This is a genomic window from Thalassospira sp. UBA1131 (assembly GCF_002311515.1).
Lineage (GTDB): Bacteria > Pseudomonadota > Alphaproteobacteria > Rhodospirillales > Thalassospiraceae > Thalassospira.
Genome location: NZ_DCAO01000120.1, coordinates 20,028 through 38,908, shown reverse-complemented (window position 1 = coordinate 38,908; position 18,881 = coordinate 20,028). Strand labels below are relative to the sequence as shown.

Sequence of the window (18,881 nt, the reverse complement as noted above, 5' to 3'; positions counted from 1 at the left end):
GATATTCTCGAAGATGCTTCTGATCTTGGCGAAGATGATGATGATCTTGGCGAAGTCTATGAGCATGTCGAATCAGACGACGATGATCGCTAAGAAATTTTGAAAAAGGGTCTTGCCAACATTTGGCGAACCTTCTAAATATGCGCCGCGCCGCAGAGCCTGTTTCATCAGACTGCGTCGCGGACAAAGTGGGGCCGTAGCTCAGTTGGGAGAGCGCTACAATGGCATTGTAGAGGTCGTCAGTTCGATCCTGATCGGCTCCACCATTCAAAACCCGTTGCTTTCTGCGACGGGTTTTGTTGTTTCCGGGTTTGCTCAATTTGCCGGTTTCGTGAACATGCTCACGATATCCGCCCTCGGAGCCAGCGTTTCGGCCAGCGAAGACAGATATTCCGGCGACCATTTCCGATACACCCGCGTCACGGTTTCCCGTGTTGTCGCAGTCATATCCGAAATCTGATCGATTGAATGTCCGGCCATTGCCAACCACGAAATTACCGAGTGCTTCAGAACGTGCGGCGATACCGGATCGAGCCCCGCATTCACACATGCCTGTCGAAATGACTTCTTGATATCGGCCAACGGTTTTCCGTTGTACTCGACCACATAGGGCGTCTGCGCAAACCGCTTTACGTCGGAAAGCATCTTTGCCGTGGCCGAGCTGATCGGAACGACCGTTCGGCGCTTCCCGGTAATTTCCTTGTCCGGGTCCTGAAAGTCGATGTGCGGGCGATCCAAATTTACCCGATCCCATGTGAGTTGCAGAATTGCCGATTTCCGGGCTGCGGTTGACATGGCAATCAGAATGAAAACCTTCAAATGCTGCGGCCCTGCAGCCTCCAGCAACCGATAGGCTTCCTCCTGCTTTAACCACTTTTCGCGAGGAGGAGCCTTGCGAGGAATATCGATTTCCGGCACCGATTCGATCCAGCCTTTTTTCAAAGCGTGGCTCAAGGTGGTGCGGAGCTCGATGAGCTCCGCCCGCAAACCGCCGGGACGGTGTTCCCTTTTCTTCCAATAGGCGTAGACCCGGCTGGATGTGATCTGCTCCGGCAATAGCTTGCCGAAGTGCTCGTGCAGAGGCTTGTGATAGTAGGGCGTGTTTTCTGCCCGTGCGCGTCCCTTGGCCTGAATGTCCGCCAACCGCTTTTCCAGCAGCTCCGATACGGTTGCATGGCTGGCCGGGGCTTCGAGCTTGTTGATGACCTCTATCAAGCATTGCTCAGCCTCCGTGCGATCTGTTGTGCCCGTAGACTGTGCTTCACCCCGATATCGGATATACCAGTTTTCGCGGTTCTTGAGCTTGACGAGGCGGGGTGGTTCTTCCTTGCGGGGCATGTGTAACGCTCCAGATATTCGGACAGGGACGATGCAGGCACACGGATGGTGCAACCGGGACGACGGATGCAGGTCATCTCGCCCCGATTTACCAACTGCCGTGCCGTTTCGTAGCAAACACCGAGACGGACTGCGACCTCATGCAAGGTCAATAGCTTATCAAGTGCTTGCGCTGTTATTCTGGAAACGTTAGGATCATGGGTGTTGAGACTACTCACGAATTAATCCTTTTGGGTTGGTTCAAGCTGCTCCAACAGCTTGAGTGGTTGACAGATTAGAAGCGGCTCGGATCATCCATCCGGGCCGTTTTTCTTACCGGTGTAGTCATGACTTTGTGCTGCATAGTCGTAAGGGTCCTCCTCAGAACTACGAACGGGCCCCGGTATGCCCATCCCGTGCATATTTGGCTGGAAAACTTTTCGTTCCAGCATTTTCTGCTCAAATGCATCCTCTGCTTCGATTACCTTTTTTGCCTCCTCTTTAATCCATTCCACACCATCGGAACCAAACTTCTCTTTTGCTTTGTCGGGGTCCACAAACACACGGACAGTTTCGCGCAATAAATGATTATCCCGTAGCAAAGCAAACCATTGTTCCGACACATAGTTATGAGCTGGATGATCCATAAGCCAATCCTCATGTGTCTTCATGTAATAGTCTTTATACTCTTCCTCGCCCAAGCAGCTTAGAAGAGCAGTCAAAGGACTGATCTCCAACGAAAAGCACAGAGCCGCCAACTTTGGACTTGGCGGAAACTGTCCGTCATCTTCCAAACCAGCCTTTTCATAACGAACTAGCGAGTTCTCGCTAACACCTGCTTCTTTCGCAACGTGTGCACGGCTCAGACCCTGCTCTAAGCGAGCCTTGGTGAGCAGTTCACCCAATGGAATTTGAGCATTCTTACGCCGCGACATCGAAACCTCAACATGGTGTAAATTCATTACCTTTTTGAAGGTGCCGAATTTGACCAATTTTGTCAACGGCATTTCTCGCATAGATTGCCAACTGGCAAACGAAAGCCCCATTTGTCCGATCCCTGCGTTAAACACTGCGCCGCTCCTCCTGTTCGCCAAGATACTGGTCTGCAAAGAAACTTAGCGGCAATGTTGCTGCCTCTGCCTGATCTGCATTAATGAAACCCCGCTTTGCATAGTCCACCGCACGGGCCGTTATCGCATCGGTCAAAAAATCTATCGCGTCTATATCCGCATACTCCGCAACTTGCTGCGCGGCCCGTAAGATCGCCCTGGCCACGACAATCTGATCATGATCGACCACATCACAGAACATCATTCCAGCCACACCAAATGTCGTTTTTTGACGGTGTTCTTGCTGTCTGATCGCGGTTTTGCTCATAGGTGCATTCATCGTTTTAACTCCTCGATTTGATTGAGTGGCGCGGGCATTGGATCACCCGCGCCGTTATGCGATCAGGCCGCAACTTCCAGTTCCCGAGCCGGGAATTGCCCCGGATCGGCGAAATCGACACCCTTTCCCATCAAGGCCAGCTTGCGCAGAGGTTCACGGATAAGAGGCACGAACTCGGCGTAATCGCCCCAGCAATCGGACCAGCCGAGATAGCGCGGCTCTTCAATGTTGAATTCGTCTTTGATGTCGTCGGCAACTGTGATCAATGCTTCCCGGTCGATGGCGTAAAGATCAGCCCCCAGAATTGCCGTATCAATAATGCGCTCTTCAACCAAACCACAGAAACGCTGCGCTTCGTCGACATCCTCGACAAACAGGCCGAAAATACCGTCTGCGGTAGGGCGATCACCTTCAAACAGGCCTCGTGTCTCGGCCAACGCTTCCAGTTCGTCACTTTCAAGACGTTTCATTGTTGCATTCAATTCGCTTACCAGAGCCATGGCGCGACGCTGCGAACCATCGAACCCGGCAACTCGAAACGCAGCCAACTCTTCAAGCAATGCCTCAACAACCGGCAATTCCCCGTCAACTTCCTTTGGAACTGATTGTTCTTCTATGGGAGTTCCCCCAACAGGCTCTTTGGAGCTTTCCTTGGGCGCTTCCTCGGCCCCTGCCATTTCACCGAAAGGCAGTTTGTACAAATCACAGAGTGCCTTGAGACGGGTCAGCGTCGGCTCCGACGATCCGGCTTCGTAATGCTCAAGCGTCTTGGCAGGAATGCCGGTTTCTTCCTGTACCTTGGCACGGGAAAAACCGAGTTCATCACGCGCAGCACGCAGCTTTGCACCCATCGTTACGATGGCATCATTTTCCGGTAGATCACGAACTTGTTTAACCATTCTGGTTTCCTTTCCTGTATCCCACCTTCCTACGTAACGTTAACGTAGGGCATGGGAGTTTCCCGGGGACATTCCCCGGCAGTTTGATCCCGTGTGCTCTATGCACCTGCGGGACTTCCCGAAACCACTTCGGGAACCTTGTCCGGGCATTGCCCGTATCGCGTATCCGAACGGCCACCACGCACGACACCATCGCTGTCGATGATCTCGTATCGTCGCGTGACCTTTCGCATTTTTCGTTTGAAGTCTTTGGCCTTTGGCCCACGCACATGCTGCGTGATCAAGGTCGCTATTTGGCTGGGCAGATCGGCCGAAATTTCGTCTTCATCCATGCCGCTCAGGACAGCCAGATTTGCGGACAGGCCGACAAGTTGCGCCGTGATGGTCTGGCGCTGCTGATCTTCCATGACCTGTTTGATAACGCCCGGTGTGGCATTGCTTGACCAGTCGGACAGATCGCGGGTTATGCAATCCTTCGCGGCCAGCCAGAATTCATCATCTTCAATGCGGGAAACGTTTTCGTTGTCTTCCCAAGGGCGGGATTTGTAACGGACCTGCACCAAAGCATCTTCGAAGATATCGCCTAGTGCCTTGCGCAAATCAGCCCAGCGGCTAATGCCCCAATGTTCCTTGAGGTGCTTTTTACCAGCGCGGATTTCGAGCCGCCAAATCTGATCTTCCGCCCTATCCAGTTCGTCGCGGTCAATGCCCCAGATAGACCACCAATGAGCCTTTTGCGTCTTCACCACCTCAAGGCGTTTGTCATAGATGCAAATCTGGCGACCGGGCATCTTACCAATCGTGAAACCGGTGCAACGTTGCCCGCGCCATGCTTGGTTCCATTCATCGCCGCTTTGGCCCAGCGTCGTTGTCCCGTGCATTGAAAAGCGGTCTGGATCGATCCGAAAATCACCGGAAACCCGCCAATCCATCGCGAAATCAACACGGCCAATCGATTCCTCAAGAACCGTCGCGCCAATTGCCTCCAGTTCGCCATACATCCGGGCAACGGTTTGCTCGAACCCGAACGCTGCCAAAGTTGCGCTTTTGCAGGAAACGCGGAGACCCCAGTTTTCTTTGCGCTGTGATTTTGAGATGAACCACGTAAAGCCCAAATCGCCTGTATCAACGATGTAGGAATAACCACCATCGCGAAGGCCCGTAGGGCCGACATGCCCCTTGAAATCGCCTATTTCGACATACTGGCGCTCTTTGAGCTCCTGTGCGACCTCTTTACCGGCCTCAAGCACATCAACCGCACTGAGCGGAATGGACCCCTTAAACGTCACGTCAAGGCCGTCAAAGCCTGCATAAATCAGTTCCATATCTTACCCCCTGTCACCAGCGGGGGGCGTGATACAAAAACCGCCCCCCGGACATTTCTCTGGGCGCGGCCAATCGCCACCGATACACTTTGCACAAGTATCCACTGGCTGAGTTGCAACCCACTGGCAAAGGCACCCAAATGCTTACGTTGAAAGATTTTGTGAAAGAGACGCTTACCGAAATAGTTGACGCGATGTCCGAATTTGCGAATGAACGGGGAAACACTGGCGCAAGCCCTAATCCTTCTCTCTTGCATTCCAAAGCCCAGGCTCATGATCATTTCTTCGTGGGTAAATTTAACGCAGATAAAGACCGCTACGATCTGATCATGCCCGTCAGTTTCGATGTTGCTGTTAGTGCCGCTGACACAAGCAACTCTGCCGTAGGCGCAGGAATTAAGGTTGTTTCCTTCTTGAAAGCCGACGGAACTATTAATTCGGAAACAACAGCAACTTCCGCCAACAGGGTTCAGTTTACGGTGCCTTTGCAACTTCCCGACACACAGGACCCCGATGAACCTTCTCAGAATGGCCTCAAAAGCTCCTAAATCTCTGTCTAAGCACTCGGGGGCCTTGCCCCCGAACCCCCGCGTTTCGCCAACGGGCAGGGTTGCAGGAGAAGGAACACTGCGCTTCGCTTCGTGTTCTTTCCTGCCACCCATGCGGGACGCTATGGCAACCGCAACCGCGTCAAGAGGCTTCCGCCGCGCTAAAGCGCGGTCTCCCGAGAAGCCTCTTGACCCGGCTCCGGTCACCTGATGGAACGAATAAGCAACGGTGGTGCGGATCATTTGGCACCTCCAAGCTGCAACTGGCGGCGCTTATGAACAGCAATTACGTTCGTTACAGTCGGCGCAGAACAACCAACCTGACGGGCAATCTCCGCCTTGCTGGTCCCTTCGTTGAAAAGGCTGATGATGTGGCTATCACGCTCTTGCCGATCCTGTTTTCTGGCAAACGTGATCAGTGAAATGGCGCGCTGCTGTGACACACCATAATCACGAACTAGCTTTCTGAGGATTTCGCCATACGACAACCCACGTGCGTGATGTCGATCATGATCGCGAACAAGGGCACGGCCAAGCTCAAGAAACTCAGACTTTTGCTTATCGGTTGCTTCCTTGCGGGCTTTCTCTTCCTTCTGGATCGCCCGTTTTTGCGCCCTCTGGGCCTGTGTCGTTAAGGTACGGACATTGACAACAGAGCCAAGCAACTCTGCCAGTTCCTGTTGCGTCAAATGGATAGACAGAACGTATTCCGTTATCGCACCGGCAACCCGCTCTATCGAAATCCGGCCACCTTCATAGTTCACCCGTTTGGAGGTCATGGCAAAACCCTCCAAGCGGATAACACCAATCGACCGTTTCGTGAGCATGCACACAAAACGATTTCGCAAGGTCCGTAAGTTGTTGATTTTACTGGAACCGGCTTTCCGCCAGTTTTTGCCTCAAGCCCGCTGATTTGCTGGGCTTTCTGTTTTATGGCATTGTAGAGGTCGTCAGTTCGATCCTGATCGGCTCCACCATTCAAAACCCGTTGCCTTTGGCGACGGGTTTTGTCGTTTTAGGATGATTCGGACCAATTCGGCCCTCCTATACTATACCTTAGCAAACCTCATCCATCAGATTGAGCAGGACAAGCGCCCTTGAGCCAAGTATCCCTTGACTCAATCAATAAAACCAAAAGATGTTTTATTTTGGCAGTTTTCGCGCTTTACGGTATTGTGTTTTGTTCTCAGGAAGTATTTGACTGGCAAATTGAAGATTGTTCAAAGGTTTAAGCAATGTCGATAAAAAGCCGATCCATAAACTTAAGAACATCACATCCCCCTAAACCTCTAGACAAAGCGAACGAAATGCAAGTCCTCGACGACTTGCTGAATGCTTTAGAAGCAAACCACGCCGATGCTCGTCTTTCTGCAATCGAACTCTTTTGGCCGATAACGCCTTGGATTGCCTTTAAGTTAGGTAATATAGCCAAGGAAGGCGCCTATGAAAACAAACCAAAGATTCGTTCTAAATTAATGGGCTTAATTGTTGAAGCCGCCTACTCATCAAATAGCCGTACTCTAATTCTCTCCAACTTAGTTATCTTTGCAAATTTTCTGGAAACTGAAGGTCTAATGCAAGAAGCAACGAGTATTTACAATCACGTTCTCAGTTCAAAATCACGCGAAGGTGAAGATACTGGCGCAGCTGCTCATTTGGCATTGCTTCTGAGCTCAGAGGTCCCTGCAGAGGATGTGACTTTCCATTACGAAATGTTGATAAAAATGCGTGGGAAACTTCTTTCTTCCGATCTTCAGATATACCTCTGCAGTGAAATGATGAAACGCACTACAATCACAGGGGAGGTCGTAAGAGAGGTTCATGCACGCGTCATAAACGGAGTAAACAACTTTAAATATTTTATTTGTGAGATTCTTGAGAAACTGTCACTTGAAGAGACAATCAATTTTTCCACGAAGCTTTCAAAGCTAGGACATCCCGACCTAGCTAAACAAGTACGTATAAAATGGAAACAAAATTACGAGGGTGCTCAATGAAAAAAGAGACGGTGTATTTTGCTATATTAGTACCTCAAGATGCTGACACCTCTGTCCCGTCATCTGAACCTAATGTCGAAATCGCTGTAGAAATAAAAACAGCAGTGAAATCAGAAACCTCCCTGGCCTTTGATCTCTCGCAAGCAGGCGATCTAGTTTGGCAAGCATTTACAATACTTGCACCTCATGCAGATACCGTGGCCATGGGCCTCATTACAAATTACCTGTACGATAAATTTAAGAAGCACGGCAGGAAAGATAAAGAATTCGAAATGGAAGTACGTTTCTCCAACGGGAAGCGTGTTCTCTTCAATAAGAGCAATCCTGAAACTCTAAAAATTATTGAAAAAGAGCTTCGGAACAATTGAGAAATGAGTGTTTTTACGCTGAACGAGTCGTCATTCTTTGGGCGCGCCTCACAAAATACTCTCTCCATCTTTCTAAATTTTAATGAAAACTCACATGGGAAGATGGAAAGTGAGGTCGAGCATAAGGTAAGACATATACTAGGCATTCAGACGCCCGAACGCCTCAACACACATATTAAACGTGACGACTGGGATGACGTGATTCGAGATTATTCGGATCAAGTCATTGCACTAGATACCAGTAAAAAACAATACGATCTTTTTATTTTGTATTTATCTGGTTTTTTCCATGAGCTTAGACATGCGCATGACTTGATGGCTACATGCTATGGACAAGACATACTGTTTACCCTTGCAAACAGTTACCAAAACTCTGCAGCTATTTTGAATGAACTTAAAGACTGGCAGGTAAAGACCGGGCAACCAATACCCGTCCCTCTACCGTCAACTGACAACTGGGCAGGCTTAAGTCAAGATGCTCGCACAGTTTGCATTCGATATAAGGAGAGAATATCTGAGATTCAGAAGTACCAAACACCATTGGACAGGCCAGCGTCGCTGAGCATAACTGATTTACTTGAGACCAGCGCCGTTAACGCGCAGATCGAATTTATTCATGATATTTTGGGAAGAGAAGCAGCAGAACATTGCTATGCACTGATTGCAAAAAGCCCTGCTGCCAAAAAATACCTTAAATGTAGAACAAGCGTAGTGGACCACCTTTCAGCGGACGGAATAACGGGAATCGAAACCAAGGCGATTAACTACATAATTTGGGCATCATTAATGGCAATGAAACCCAATAAAGGGAATATGTCACTATCCATTCACCCATGCATCATATTCCAAGGGATTGTAGAATGCCTGAGCCGAAAGTCTGGATATGTGGGAATCGAAGAGACCTCAACCGCGATAAAAACTTTTTGCAATGAATGGGGGCTAATCCTCCCCATGGAAATGGCCAAATATTACAGTAGCATTTCCGAAAAACGGCTTGCAAGCATACCAAAAGATTCGAACTCATTGCTAGCAAAATCATTTGAGGGTTTACGTGATTCATTCCAATTAATGCAAAACATAATTGAAGAATTACCAGATCTGTACTTCAACCTCAATCACTACCCTTGGGCAATACGTGATGGATATTTGCCTAGCGTTTTGGTCCGGACACGAAGTTCTAGCTCTAATCACGATTATTTAACTTCAGGAATTCGCACTCTTAACCATGACGATTGGATACTACTCGACGTACTCGGATCCACCATGCATATCCTAACATATGGTTTCGGCTCTTTGGATGACAACGATTATGAACAAACAATTATTTCAGCAATTCAAAATAGTCGTGATCATAAATTTTTTTTTCACGACAGTTTTTTCTGAGAAAGGGCAAACCTTCAAACAGCAGATAAGCTGCCCTTGTTACCGCTCTTTGAGACATTAAGATCAACGACGATCAAGTCGCTACCTTGCACCCCGAAACCGCAAACATGTGAATTCGTTTAATGGCTTCGTGTAACTCCTCATCCGGCACGGTCAGCGCCACACGGATCAGGTTCTTGGCGTTTTCGCCAAAGGATGCGCCGGGCATGACGGCGACGTTTTGATCATCCAAAAGCGCCCAGGCGAATTCTTCGCCGTTCATGCCGGTCGCACCGACATCAATCATGGCAAACATGCCGCCGGATACCTTGCCCGGTTTAAGCACATCGCATCCGGCAAGTTCGGTTTCGATCATGTCAACGCGTGCCGCATAGCTTTTGCACATGCGTTTGGCGGTATCGAAATTGCCGCGAAGAGCCACCTCCGTCGCATCGGCGATGAAGGGCTGATTGCCAAACAGGATGGTTTCGGAAATCGGCAGGACCTTGGTGCAGAGTTCTTCGGGGCCAACGGCCCAGCCGCTGCGAAAGCCGGTGGCGGCAAAGGTTTTCGAGATCGAGGATGTGACGATGGTGCGATCACGCAGCTCTTCGATTTCGAGCGGGGAGGCAAAGGTGCCTTCAAACACCAGATCCTCATAGACCTCGTCACAGACAATCCACAGATCATGTTCGATGGCGATCTTGCCAAGTTCGACCAGTGTTGCGCGATCCAACAGCGCGCCGGACGGATTGTGTGGCGTGTTAAGCAGCAACACACGGCTGTCCTTGGTGATGGCCGCGCGCAGGTCACCCGGCTGCATGATAAAGCCATGCTCGATCGACAACGGAACCGATTGCAGTTCTGCGCCCGATGCGCGGATTACCCCGGCATAGGTCGCGTAATAGGGATCACCGACCAGCACGCCTTGCCCGGCATCCACAAGAGCCGTCATGACGGTATAAAGGGCGGTCTGCGTGCCGGGAAAACACAGGATGTTTTCGGGCGTAACATCCGGCCAGACGGGTTTGTATTTTTCCACCAGCGCATCAAGCAACCCGACCTCGCCCCGACCATTGGAATAATGGGTGCGGCCACGCCGCATGGAGGCTTCGCACGCGTCAATCAGGGCCGGGTCGACGGGAATATCGGGCTCGCCAATTGTCAGTTCGATAATTTTCACACCTTGGGCCTCGCGATCACGGGCGGTGTTGTGGACGGCCCATTTGGCCCCACCCAGCTCGGCAAGACGTTCGGTAATCTTGGCATATCTCATGACGGCTTACTTTGTTGTTCGGAGTGTGTCTGGTGGCGTGCCGATTGAAGGGCAATATCGGGTGCGGACAACGCACCGGCGGGCAATTCAAGCAGGCGTTCGGCGGCACCGGTAATCAGATCGGGCAGGATATCCTGCGCATACAAGCCGGAATTCAATGCCCCTTCCATCCAAAGCCCATCAATCAGGCCATTGAGTGCAATCGCATGGTTGCGGCAAATCGCCACGCTGTGCGGGCAGCCATGATCGATCAGGACAGGCTCGATCAGGGTTTCCAGGACATTAAGAAACTCGCGATAGCCATCCCGGTGAATTTCGGCAAAGTCCGGATCATGACGCACCCGGCCGATGAAGGTCGCCCAAAGTGAGACGGTTTGTTCGTCCATGTTGGGCTTGGTCAGATTGGCGCGCAGGAAGCTTGCCAGCTTGGCCTCTGGCGTGCCTTCGGTGGCACGTGCGCTTTCACTGGCCTGTGCCGTCAGTTGGCCGACCAGATAGGCATAGGCATTGCGGATCATGTCATCCTTGCTGCCGAAATAGTGGCGCACCAGCCCGACAGTCACCCCGGCTTCTTCAGTGATCCGGCGCACCGATGCCCCATGCAGCCCGTCGCGGGCAATGCAGGTCAATGTCGCCTCGATCAAACTGCGACGGCGGACATCAAGCGACAGGCGTTGAAATGTTTTTCGGCTCATTGTTATACAATTGAATAATTTTGATCGGGTTTCAAGCGTGCAATCGGGTGTGGATATGTTGAACAGATCGCTCAGTAGCCTTGGCCGCGGCTGACAGCAAGGCTGAGCGGTTTGCCTGCATGCAGTTCACGGGCCGATTGCAGGGCTTGTTCGGCGACAATGCGCGGCGTTGTATCACTGGCAATATGCGGCGTGATGCGCAGGCGCGGATCGGCCCAGAACGGATGGCCTGACGGCAACGGTTCGGTGCGAAACACATCAAGGGTCGCGCCACTGAGCTGCCCGCTATTGAGGGCGGCAACAAAGTCATCTTCGGCCAGATGTTCGCCACGTCCGATCTGAATCAGCCAGGCGCCCTTGGCCAGTTTTGAAAACAGCGCTGCATTGAGGATATTCTCGGTCTTGGCCGTCAGGGGCAGGACATTGATCACCACATCCTGACCAGCCACCGATTGCAGAACCGAGTCGTCACCGGTGAAGTAGCGCACACCTTCGACGGGGTCCGCCGGATCACGGCGGCAGGCAACCGAAACACTAAATCCACAGGCAGCCAAGGCTTTGACAACAGATGCCCCCATGGAGCCATGACCAAGCACAGCGACCTTGAGATCACGCGGCGGCCGGATCGCAGGCGGGGCCCATTCGGCGTTGGCCTGACTTTGCTGCATACTGGCAAAGCCGCGTTCGATATGAACAACTTCATGCACCGCATAACCCGCCATCAGGTCCGCCTGATTGGGGTCGCGGACCCGACAGATCGCGACGTCATCATTCAAGCCCGGATGTTTCAGCAAAGCATCCACGCCAGCCCCGACCGACATCGCCATTTCAATATTGGGATAAGGCGAAAACGCGGCCGGGCCCGGCAGCCAGCACACCGCAAAACGGATAAGCTCGGGGTTGGTGACTTCATCGGGGTTAAGCAGGTAGACATCGGGTGCCGCATCACCAAAATCAAGCGAATAATAGCTTTTGAGATCCATCGCATCGCTGAGAAGAACACCGTAAATCGGTTCCGCCACCGCCATCAGTCAAAGCCCCTTACATCATCTTCCTTTGCGCTGCTGATCCCTGTTGGCGCAGCCAATTTGCGGGCACCATACCAAGAAAATTTGCGCTTTGGTTTCATCCTCAGTTAAACAAGTGTATATCAAAGAGTAAAGCCGTTTGATCAGTTCAATGGAGGTCGGCATGCATATCGCGACACAGAAGGACGCCGAGACCAGCGTCATGAGTGATCCACAAATCAGCGACGGCGAAAAGCAGTGCCGCATTGAACTTGCCGCCTGTTACCGGCTGGCGGCCCATTACAGAATGACCGACACGATCTATACCCATATTTCGGCCCGGGTACCTGGTGAACCGGGGCATTTTCTGATCAATCCCTATGGGCTGATGTGGGAGGAAATTACCGCCTCTTCGCTGGTGAAGATCGATGTCGACGGCAACAAGGTCGCGGACAGCCCCTATCGGGTGAACCCGGCAGGCTTTACCATCCACAGTGCCGTACATATCGGTCGCCATGATGCCGCGTGGGTGATGCATACCCATACACGGTCCGGATTTGCCGTTTCCTGCCTTGAAGAAGGTCTGATGCCGCTTAATCAGATCGCCCTGCAGTATTATGGCCAGATCGGCTATCACGATTATGAGGGCATCGCGCTTGATCTTGAGGAACGCGAAAGAATCGTTGAAGCGCTTGGCGCCAACATCGCGCTGATTCTGCGCAATCATGGTCTTTTGACCGTGGGTGCCACCGCCGGGCAGATGTTTTCAAACATGTTTTATCTGAACCGGGCGTGCGAGATTCAGGAGTCTACCCTGGCGATGGGAAGACCCCTTCGGAAGATTGATGATGCGGTGATAAAACGCGTTTCCGAACAGTTCAGCCAGATGGCCTATGACGACGGTGATGTTGCCCTGGAGTGGGAGGCGCAAATGCGCCTTGCCGACCGTCTGGACCCCGGTTTCCGAGATTAGGGTATCACGCAAGAAGCCTGCATTTCCCCCTTCGCAAGCGCGGTAAATACTTGCTGGTTTTCATATTTCTGGAACCATCCCCCAACCTGTCCAAATGCGTGGGTGGGAAAGAGGGACATTTGTGATTAAAATTTAATCTGTTCGACCAATTGCGTAAAAGATAATCAAATCCTTCCTTGACACCCACCTGCCGACTGCTACGATTGAATTCAACAAGGTCGGGCCGGAGAATTTTCCGGTGTGTTTTGGTCGGGGTTCGGAGAAAGCCACTTTGATGGCGCACCCAATCCCAACGCATTGAAAATCATAACTTGTGCTGATGCGCGACAGTCGCGATGCGAAACGAGTTTGATGACCAAAACGGGTTAATTGCAAAAGTTGACCCTTATGACCGCCCAGCTGACAGAACGGGTCTTTGGATCGGGCCTTCTGTCATTCCGATGATGCCACCGCGTGGTGGCTTGACGCTGGGATCGCGCAAAGGTCGAGAGTGTTTCTGTTAGCTTGCCCGCAGATCTTGTCGGGCATCGGGAACACGTCATGCTGCGGCATCCTTAACCGTCCCCGGCGGTGTGCCGAAGCTCCTGCTTGCCAGACAAGGAGAAGACGACATGCAAGTATCGAACACAATTGATTGCAACGGTTTGTCCCCGGCACCAACCCTTCTGCGGATCATGCAGGCGTTGGTGGGCCGTGAAGACAGCACATCCCCACTCAATGTTCTGGTCGGCGCGGACTGCAATTGTGAAAGTCTGGCAGTTTCGCTTGGCCCGCTTGCCCAAGACGTTCAGTTGGCCAGCGACGCAAAACAGTTTGCCGCTGTAAACTGAGGGGCGCTTGTTGCCCTGCCCATGCCGGTGCCATTGCCGGCAATCTTCCCGTCCATGATGCCTGTATGGCGTCACGTCGCGCTCACCTGACCGCGTCAAGAATAAGATAAAACGCTGCGCATCGGCACTGGCTTGTCGATCCCGGTACCGTTCATGCGGGCTTGTCGCGCCAACACCATCCGGTTGCCTTGTCACCGGATTATATGGCGCTTTTTGCCATGCCTGCGGGGTCCCGCGACCGGCTGATGCGCAAGAAAACAGGAAGCACAATGCTAGAAGAGAGCAGCGAGACATCCAGCCCATACGCCAGTGATCCCGAAACACCAGATTTTGCCTTTGATCCCGATGATCCCTGGACACAAACATTCCAGGAAGGCTTGGCGCGCGCTGATCTGAAAGGCAAAACCGTTTACGAAGTCGGTGTCGGTACTGGCATCAATGTCGCCTTTATCTTGCAAAGCTGCGGCGCCAGACGCGTTTACGGCAGCGACCTTGATCCCCGCCTTGTCGTTCTGGCAGAGCGCAACATCAAAATCCTTTCCCCCGAACATGCCAAACATTTCGAACCTGTCCATGGCAGTGTCAGCCTTGTTGACACCAATGAGGCACGCGAAAAAATCGCAATGACCGATGTGGTGATTGCCTGCATCCCACAGGTCGGCGAGCCCAGTGATGAACGCCTGACAGCCTTTCGCGAAGCCCAGTCCATCGAACTGGCCGAAGGGGCCGGTGACGAGGCCGAAGACCATATCGCGCATTATTATCCATGGAGCCTGTTTGACCAGTACCCCTACAACTCGGTCGGGCTTGGCCTGAACGAGGCGCTTATGCGCCGTATTCGCGAACACGCGCCAAAGGCCGAACTGGTGATGAATTTCGGTTGCCGCATTGGCACCGAGATTATTTGCGAATGCTTTGAGGCCAACGGCTACAAACCCGAAAAGATCGCGTCAAAGATCGTTCTGCAACATTCAGGCACCGACATTTCGTTTTTCGTGTCACTGGAAAAGGCGCTGAACGGGACCGAATATGAAAAGCAGCTTGTCTGCAAATTCTATGGCGACCCGGAAGGAAAACAGCCGCTTTCGGCCACCAAGGCCCAGGAAATGATCAATGATGATCCGAATGTGCCGCTTTATCACGAGGTGGCGGTCATTCGCGGCACACCGGTCTAAGACCAGATCAATGGCACATAAAAACACCCCGCAGCCACAGGCTAAGGGGTGTTTTGCATTAAGCAGTTCACAACTGCAGGTCAGTGAAGGGTTTGACCCGAGGCCTGATCGGGATCGCCCGGAATGATCAGATCGCCCGCCATCAGCGCCAGTGCATCACTTGCGCGTGCGACGATGACCCGACCTTCGACCGGGTTGCCCTTTTCCTGACGCAGAACACCCAAAGTGTCTGAAAGAACGTTAAAGCCACATTCGACCAGCCATTCGCTGATCGCGCGCTGGTGATGTCGGAAGCGTTGCCCGGGGCCCAGATCGAACGGGAAGTTATCGCCGTGCTCGAGCGTGAATACCAGCAACCCGCCGGGCTTCATCCGGTCATGGGCGGCGCGAAGGGCTGGCACCAGATCGCCAAGATAGTTCAGAACGTCCGCCGCGATGACAACGCTGTAATCCGTTCCGATATCGGCGGGCATATCGGTGATATCGCCAGCGACAAGGGTGCGATAAAGCCCCTTGGCGCGTGCGCGGTTGATCATGCGCGGCGACAGGTCGATGCCATCAATCGCATCAACATGACCAGCGAACACTTCGCCCACAAGCCCGGTACCACAGCCAAGATCAAGCACATCCATCGGACGCAACATCTCCGGTAGATGAGTCCGGATGGCTTCGAACAAAAGCTCCGGTCCGCGATAGGCTAAACGATCCCGCAGGCTGATCTCAAACCGTGGGGCATAATCGTCAAACAGAGCCCGCACATAATCGGGCGGCAAGCGATCACGAAGGGCAGCCGCACCAAGCAATGTCAGGCGGACCTCTGCCCCCATGCGGTCCTTGGGATCAAGCATCAGATATTGACGGAAAGCCTCAACGGCGTTTTCGGTTTCACCGGCACGTTCATAGATGTCGCCCAGCGTAAAATGGGCTTCGTCCCAGTCACTATCAGCGGCCAATGCGGCACGCGCCACGTCAATCGCAGCGGTGTAGTCACCCTGTGATACCAGCGCCAATGCGACATCAAGACGCCGACTGGCGGACAGACGATCTTTGCTCATGCATGAAATCCGAAAAGGGGGTTTGGGCAACATGCCGAAACCACAACCAAAGATACTGCTATATCTTCCTATTTTCGGTGTTTTGCAAGATAGATAAAATATCGAAAAATCAACACCTTATATGTTTTCGGGAATCGCATACCAATGCAAACGTGGTGTTGACCGATAATTGGGCGCTTTCGCGTGCGGCTGCATCGATATTAGCAACGGTTTCTACAAAGAAATTTGGCACAAAATTCCACTGAACCATTGATAAAATCAATTAATTATCATACATTAATATAAATTCTGATTTTGATGGATTGAATGATGGAAAACTTCACTCCGATTTCCGCCCTGATTGGCGGTGGACTTATTGGTCTGGCCTCTGGCCTTTATCTTTTGCTCAATGGGCGAATTGCCGGGATCAGCGGCATTCTTGGCGGTCTGTTGACCCCGACCAAGGGTGGTTCTGCTGTTTTTGAACGGCTGGCCTTTATCGTCGGGCTGATTGTTGGTCCGTTCATCCTGATGAATGCAACCGAGATCGAAGCCCAGAGTGTTGTGACAAGCTCATTACCGGTCATCATCATTGCCGGTCTTCTGGTTGGTCTTGGCACCACGATTGGTAGCGGTTGCACCAGTGGTCATGGCATTTGCGGCCTGTCGCGGTTCTCGCTGCGATCGCTGGTTGCGACCCTGTCATTTATGGCAGCGGGCTTTGTCACGGTTCTTGTCACCCGCCATCTGATGGGAGGCATGTGATGCGGATAATTGTTTCCCTTATTTGCGGCACGATTTTCGGCTTTGGCCTTTACATTTCGGGCATGATCGACCCGCAAAAGGTTCTGGGCTTTCTTGATATCTGGGCGATTGCCGATGGTGGTTGGGATCCGAGCCTTGCGTTCGTCATGGGCGGTGCGCTGGCGGTTGCCATTCCAATCTTCCAGTTTGCAAAGAACCGGACCGAGGCGGTCTGTGGCGGCGAGATGAGCCTGCCGACCAACCGTGCCATCACCACCAAACTGGTTGTTGGTGGCCTGTTATTTGGTACCGGCTGGGGACTGGTTGGGTATTGCCCGGGTCCGGCCCTTAGTGCACTGGCCTTCGGCCATACCGATACGATTATTTTTGTGGTCGCGATGATTGCCGGCATGGGCAGTGCCCGTGCCATCGGTCTTAACAAATAAACCCGGCCAAAGACTGAACCCGATAATCTGCGGCCGGTTTGATCCCCCAGACGCTGGCCGCAGGTTTTGCAACCGCCCGCGCTTTACGCCGGGCGGTTTCGCATTTCCGGTCAAAATTTGCTGAAAATCTCGCAGCACCGGGCTTGTCTTTAGCGTTAAAATCCCATAACTCAGCTAAGGGTCAAAACTCATTCACATGAGCCGCCCGGCAACTGATATGAGAGAAAAAGCTAGGAAAATGCCGCAGAGCGGGGTGATCCCCGGTCAAGGGATTTGACGCAGAGGCTTTCTCCCATATCAGTTGTCCTTCGGATCACCCGGATTTGCACGGGCTAATTTGTCGCAAAATCTTGAAAGATATTGATCTTCCGGCGATTTTGCTCCGCATATCCGCACAAATCCGGGAGACCGGGATGATCATGTGAATGAGTTTTGACCCTTAGCGCCACATTGACGTCCATAAAGGTTTTTGCATGAAGATCGGCATTCTTGAGACCGGATTCGCCCCGGAAGAACTTCGCGACGATTTCGCCTCCTACCCCGGGATGCTCGAAAAGCTGCTCGGCGACGTTGACCCAAGTCTGGAGTTCGAAACCTGGACCGTTCTGGAAGACGTTTTTCCGGACTCAATCCGCGATGCCGATGGCTGGGTGATCATGGGGTCCAAACATGGCATTTATGAAAACTTGCCGTGGATGATCCGCCTTCAGGACTTCCTGCGCGATGCGGTTTCTGCCGGTCAGCCGGTTTTTGGTATCTGCTTTGGTCATCAGATCCTGGCAACAGCACTTGGTGGCAAGGTCATCAAGTCCGACAAGGGTTGGGGTGTGGGCGTACATGAATACGCGGTTGATGCACGCAACAGCGACTGGCTGTCTGACAGCCCGACGAAGATCCGCATCAATGCTTTCCATCAGGATCAGGTGGTTGAGCCACCAAAGGGTGCAACTGTCTGGGCAAGTTCCGACTTCTGCCCCTATGCCGGCTTGCAATATGGCGATAATGCCGCCTCGATCCAGCCGCATCCGGAGTTCATGAAACCATACGAGACCGCCCTTTTGCAGGCCCGTTATGACCTGATCCCCGATGATGTGCATGAAGCTGCCATGAAGTCACTTGAGACGCCGATCACGAGTGTCGATTTCGCGCGCTCGCTCGTGAAGTTCATGACACGAAAGCGTATCAAGTCCGCGGCCTAAGGCCGCAGATCATATCGCCATCACGCAGCAAATCACAGAAAGCCACCGGAAATACTGGTGGCTTTTTTCGTGCCTGAAGATGCAAAACACTTTATCAACCAAAGGTGTTGCATGATCCTGTTCAACCATGGACGTACCAAAATGATGTGATCGACCGCAGAATGTCGACGTTCAAGTGTGGACCACCGAGAGACCGCGCAAATGAAGAATAGGCACCCGAAGCGATGATCCAGAATCTGCGGCTGTATTCCGGCCTGACCATGTTTGCCTATGTGCTGACGCATTTGCTGAACCATA

The 18,881-nt window shown here is 52.3% G+C and carries 21 protein-coding genes, 1 tRNA gene and 1 pseudogene; 11 read left to right on the top strand and 12 right to left on the bottom strand.

All coding sequences use genetic code 11. The features are described 5' to 3' along the window. The first annotated feature begins 190 nt into the window (after positions 1 to 190). A tRNA-Ala gene (locus tag B3Z49_RS20240) sits at positions 191 to 266 on the top strand. Positions 267 to 315: 49 nt separating this feature from the next. Here B3Z49_RS20240 and B3Z49_RS20235 read toward each other — a convergent pair. The 6 genes and pseudogenes from B3Z49_RS20235 to B3Z49_RS20215 form a co-directional block, all read right to left on the bottom strand. Beyond that, entirely contained in the window at positions 316 to 1,338 is a 1,023-nt protein-coding gene (locus tag B3Z49_RS20235; RefSeq protein ID WP_296994252.1) for a tyrosine-type recombinase/integrase, read from the bottom strand. Between the two features lie 14 nt (positions 1,339 to 1,352). Next, positions 1,353 to 1,556 (bottom strand): annotated as a pseudogene (locus B3Z49_RS22120) (helix-turn-helix domain-containing protein); the annotation flags it as partial. Positions 1,557 to 1,628: 72 nt separating this feature from the next. Further along, the gene (locus tag B3Z49_RS20230; RefSeq protein ID WP_296994249.1) at positions 1,629 to 2,387 is read right to left on the bottom strand and encodes a helix-turn-helix domain-containing protein; all 759 of its coding nucleotides are present in this window, start codon (positions 2,385 to 2,387) and stop codon (positions 1,629 to 1,631) included. Then, complete coding sequence (locus tag B3Z49_RS20225; protein ID WP_296994247.1) at positions 2,380 to 2,706, bottom strand: hypothetical protein; 327 nt, start codon at positions 2,704 to 2,706, stop codon at positions 2,380 to 2,382. Before B3Z49_RS20225 ends, B3Z49_RS20230 begins: the two co-directional genes overlap by 8 nt. A 62-nt stretch (positions 2,707 to 2,768) precedes the next feature. Further along, the gene (locus tag B3Z49_RS20220) at positions 2,769 to 3,605 is read right to left on the bottom strand and encodes a helix-turn-helix domain-containing protein (RefSeq protein WP_296994244.1); all 837 of its coding nucleotides are present in this window, start codon (positions 3,603 to 3,605) and stop codon (positions 2,769 to 2,771) included. A 98-nt stretch (positions 3,606 to 3,703) separates the two neighbouring features. Beyond that, positions 3,704 to 4,930: a hypothetical protein gene (locus B3Z49_RS20215; protein ID WP_296994241.1), complete on the bottom strand. Its 1,227-nt coding sequence runs from the start codon at positions 4,928 to 4,930 to the stop codon at positions 3,704 to 3,706. Positions 4,931 to 5,070: 140 nt separating this feature from the next. Here B3Z49_RS20215 and B3Z49_RS20210 point away from each other — a divergent pair, with 140 nt between their 5' ends. After that, positions 5,071 to 5,478, top strand: coding sequence for a hypothetical protein (locus B3Z49_RS20210; protein WP_296994238.1), 408 nt, complete (start codon positions 5,071 to 5,073; stop codon positions 5,476 to 5,478). Positions 5,479 to 5,717: 239 nt separating this feature from the next. Here B3Z49_RS20210 and B3Z49_RS20205 read toward each other — a convergent pair whose 3' ends face one another. Further along, complete coding sequence (locus tag B3Z49_RS20205) at positions 5,718 to 6,257, bottom strand: hypothetical protein (protein WP_296994235.1); 540 nt, start codon at positions 6,255 to 6,257, stop codon at positions 5,718 to 5,720. A 528-nt stretch (positions 6,258 to 6,785) separates the two neighbouring features. Between B3Z49_RS20205 and B3Z49_RS20200 the strand changes: the two genes are divergently transcribed. From B3Z49_RS20200 to B3Z49_RS20190, 3 genes are read left to right on the top strand one after another with little or no spacing between them, the layout of a single operon-like run. Continuing rightward, a complete protein-coding gene (locus B3Z49_RS20200; RefSeq protein ID WP_296994232.1) occupies positions 6,786 to 7,475 on the top strand; it encodes a hypothetical protein in 690 nt (229 codons plus the stop codon). Next, positions 7,472 to 7,843 (top strand): hypothetical protein, encoded by a 372-nt coding sequence (locus tag B3Z49_RS20195; RefSeq protein WP_296994230.1) that lies wholly within the window; start codon positions 7,472 to 7,474, stop codon positions 7,841 to 7,843. The genes B3Z49_RS20200 and B3Z49_RS20195 overlap by 4 nt, the downstream gene beginning before the upstream one ends. A gap of 3 nt (positions 7,844 to 7,846) precedes the next feature. Beyond that, positions 7,847 to 9,226, top strand: a complete 1,380-nt coding sequence (locus B3Z49_RS20190; RefSeq protein ID WP_296994226.1) for a hypothetical protein — start codon at positions 7,847 to 7,849, stop codon at positions 9,224 to 9,226. 73 nt (positions 9,227 to 9,299) lie between these two features. Here B3Z49_RS20190 and B3Z49_RS20185 read toward each other — a convergent pair whose 3' ends face one another. The 3 genes from B3Z49_RS20185 to B3Z49_RS20175 all read right to left on the bottom strand — a co-directional run bounded on the left by B3Z49_RS20185 (position 9,300) and on the right by B3Z49_RS20175 (position 12,204). Further along, the gene (locus tag B3Z49_RS20185) at positions 9,300 to 10,481 is read right to left on the bottom strand and encodes a pyridoxal phosphate-dependent aminotransferase (protein ID WP_296994223.1); all 1,182 of its coding nucleotides are present in this window, start codon (positions 10,479 to 10,481) and stop codon (positions 9,300 to 9,302) included. Then, positions 10,478 to 11,176: a TetR family transcriptional regulator C-terminal domain-containing protein gene (locus B3Z49_RS20180; RefSeq protein ID WP_296994220.1), complete on the bottom strand. Its 699-nt coding sequence runs from the start codon at positions 11,174 to 11,176 to the stop codon at positions 10,478 to 10,480. Before B3Z49_RS20180 ends, B3Z49_RS20185 begins: the two co-directional genes overlap by 4 nt. A 71-nt stretch (positions 11,177 to 11,247) precedes the next feature. Beyond that, the gene (locus B3Z49_RS20175; RefSeq protein WP_296994218.1) at positions 11,248 to 12,204 is read right to left on the bottom strand and encodes an NAD(P)-dependent oxidoreductase; all 957 of its coding nucleotides are present in this window, start codon (positions 12,202 to 12,204) and stop codon (positions 11,248 to 11,250) included. A 163-nt stretch (positions 12,205 to 12,367) separates the two neighbouring features. Here B3Z49_RS20175 and B3Z49_RS20170 point away from each other — a divergent pair, with 163 nt between their 5' ends. The 3 genes from B3Z49_RS20170 (at position 12,368) to B3Z49_RS20160 (ending at position 15,161) form a co-directional block, all read left to right on the top strand. Then, a complete protein-coding gene (locus tag B3Z49_RS20170; protein WP_232308277.1) occupies positions 12,368 to 13,156 on the top strand; it encodes a class II aldolase/adducin family protein in 789 nt (262 codons plus the stop codon). A 611-nt stretch (positions 13,157 to 13,767) separates the two neighbouring features. Then, positions 13,768 to 13,986: a hypothetical protein gene (locus tag B3Z49_RS20165; protein WP_008888946.1), complete on the top strand. Its 219-nt coding sequence runs from the start codon at positions 13,768 to 13,770 to the stop codon at positions 13,984 to 13,986. Positions 13,987 to 14,255: 269 nt separating this feature from the next. Next, entirely contained in the window at positions 14,256 to 15,161 is a 906-nt protein-coding gene (locus B3Z49_RS20160) for a 50S ribosomal protein L11 methyltransferase (protein ID WP_296994214.1), read from the top strand. Positions 15,162 to 15,241: 80 nt separating this feature from the next. On the opposite strand, the gene B3Z49_RS20155 is transcribed toward B3Z49_RS20160, so the two are convergent. Beyond that, on the bottom strand, positions 15,242 to 16,216 hold the full coding sequence (locus tag B3Z49_RS20155) for a class I SAM-dependent DNA methyltransferase (protein WP_064780332.1): 975 nt from the start codon (positions 16,214 to 16,216) through the stop codon (positions 15,242 to 15,244). A 309-nt stretch (positions 16,217 to 16,525) separates the two neighbouring features. Between B3Z49_RS20155 and B3Z49_RS20150 the strand changes: the two genes are divergently transcribed. The 3 genes from B3Z49_RS20150 (at position 16,526) to B3Z49_RS20140 (ending at position 18,584) form a co-directional block, all read left to right on the top strand. After that, positions 16,526 to 16,960, top strand: a complete 435-nt coding sequence (locus tag B3Z49_RS20150; protein ID WP_296994326.1) for a YeeE/YedE family protein — start codon at positions 16,526 to 16,528, stop codon at positions 16,958 to 16,960. Next, positions 16,960 to 17,385 (top strand): DUF6691 family protein, encoded by a 426-nt coding sequence (locus B3Z49_RS20145; RefSeq protein WP_296994208.1) that lies wholly within the window; start codon positions 16,960 to 16,962, stop codon positions 17,383 to 17,385. The genes B3Z49_RS20150 and B3Z49_RS20145 overlap by 1 nt, the downstream gene beginning before the upstream one ends. Before the next feature lie 473 nt (positions 17,386 to 17,858). Next, positions 17,859 to 18,584, top strand: coding sequence for a type 1 glutamine amidotransferase (locus B3Z49_RS20140; RefSeq protein ID WP_296994206.1), 726 nt, complete (start codon positions 17,859 to 17,861; stop codon positions 18,582 to 18,584). Positions 18,585 to 18,616: 32 nt separating this feature from the next. On the opposite strand, the gene B3Z49_RS20135 is transcribed toward B3Z49_RS20140, so the two are convergent. Beyond that, on the bottom strand, positions 18,617 to 18,881 hold a 265-nt coding region (locus B3Z49_RS20135; protein ID WP_296994203.1), incomplete at its 5' end, for a hypothetical protein.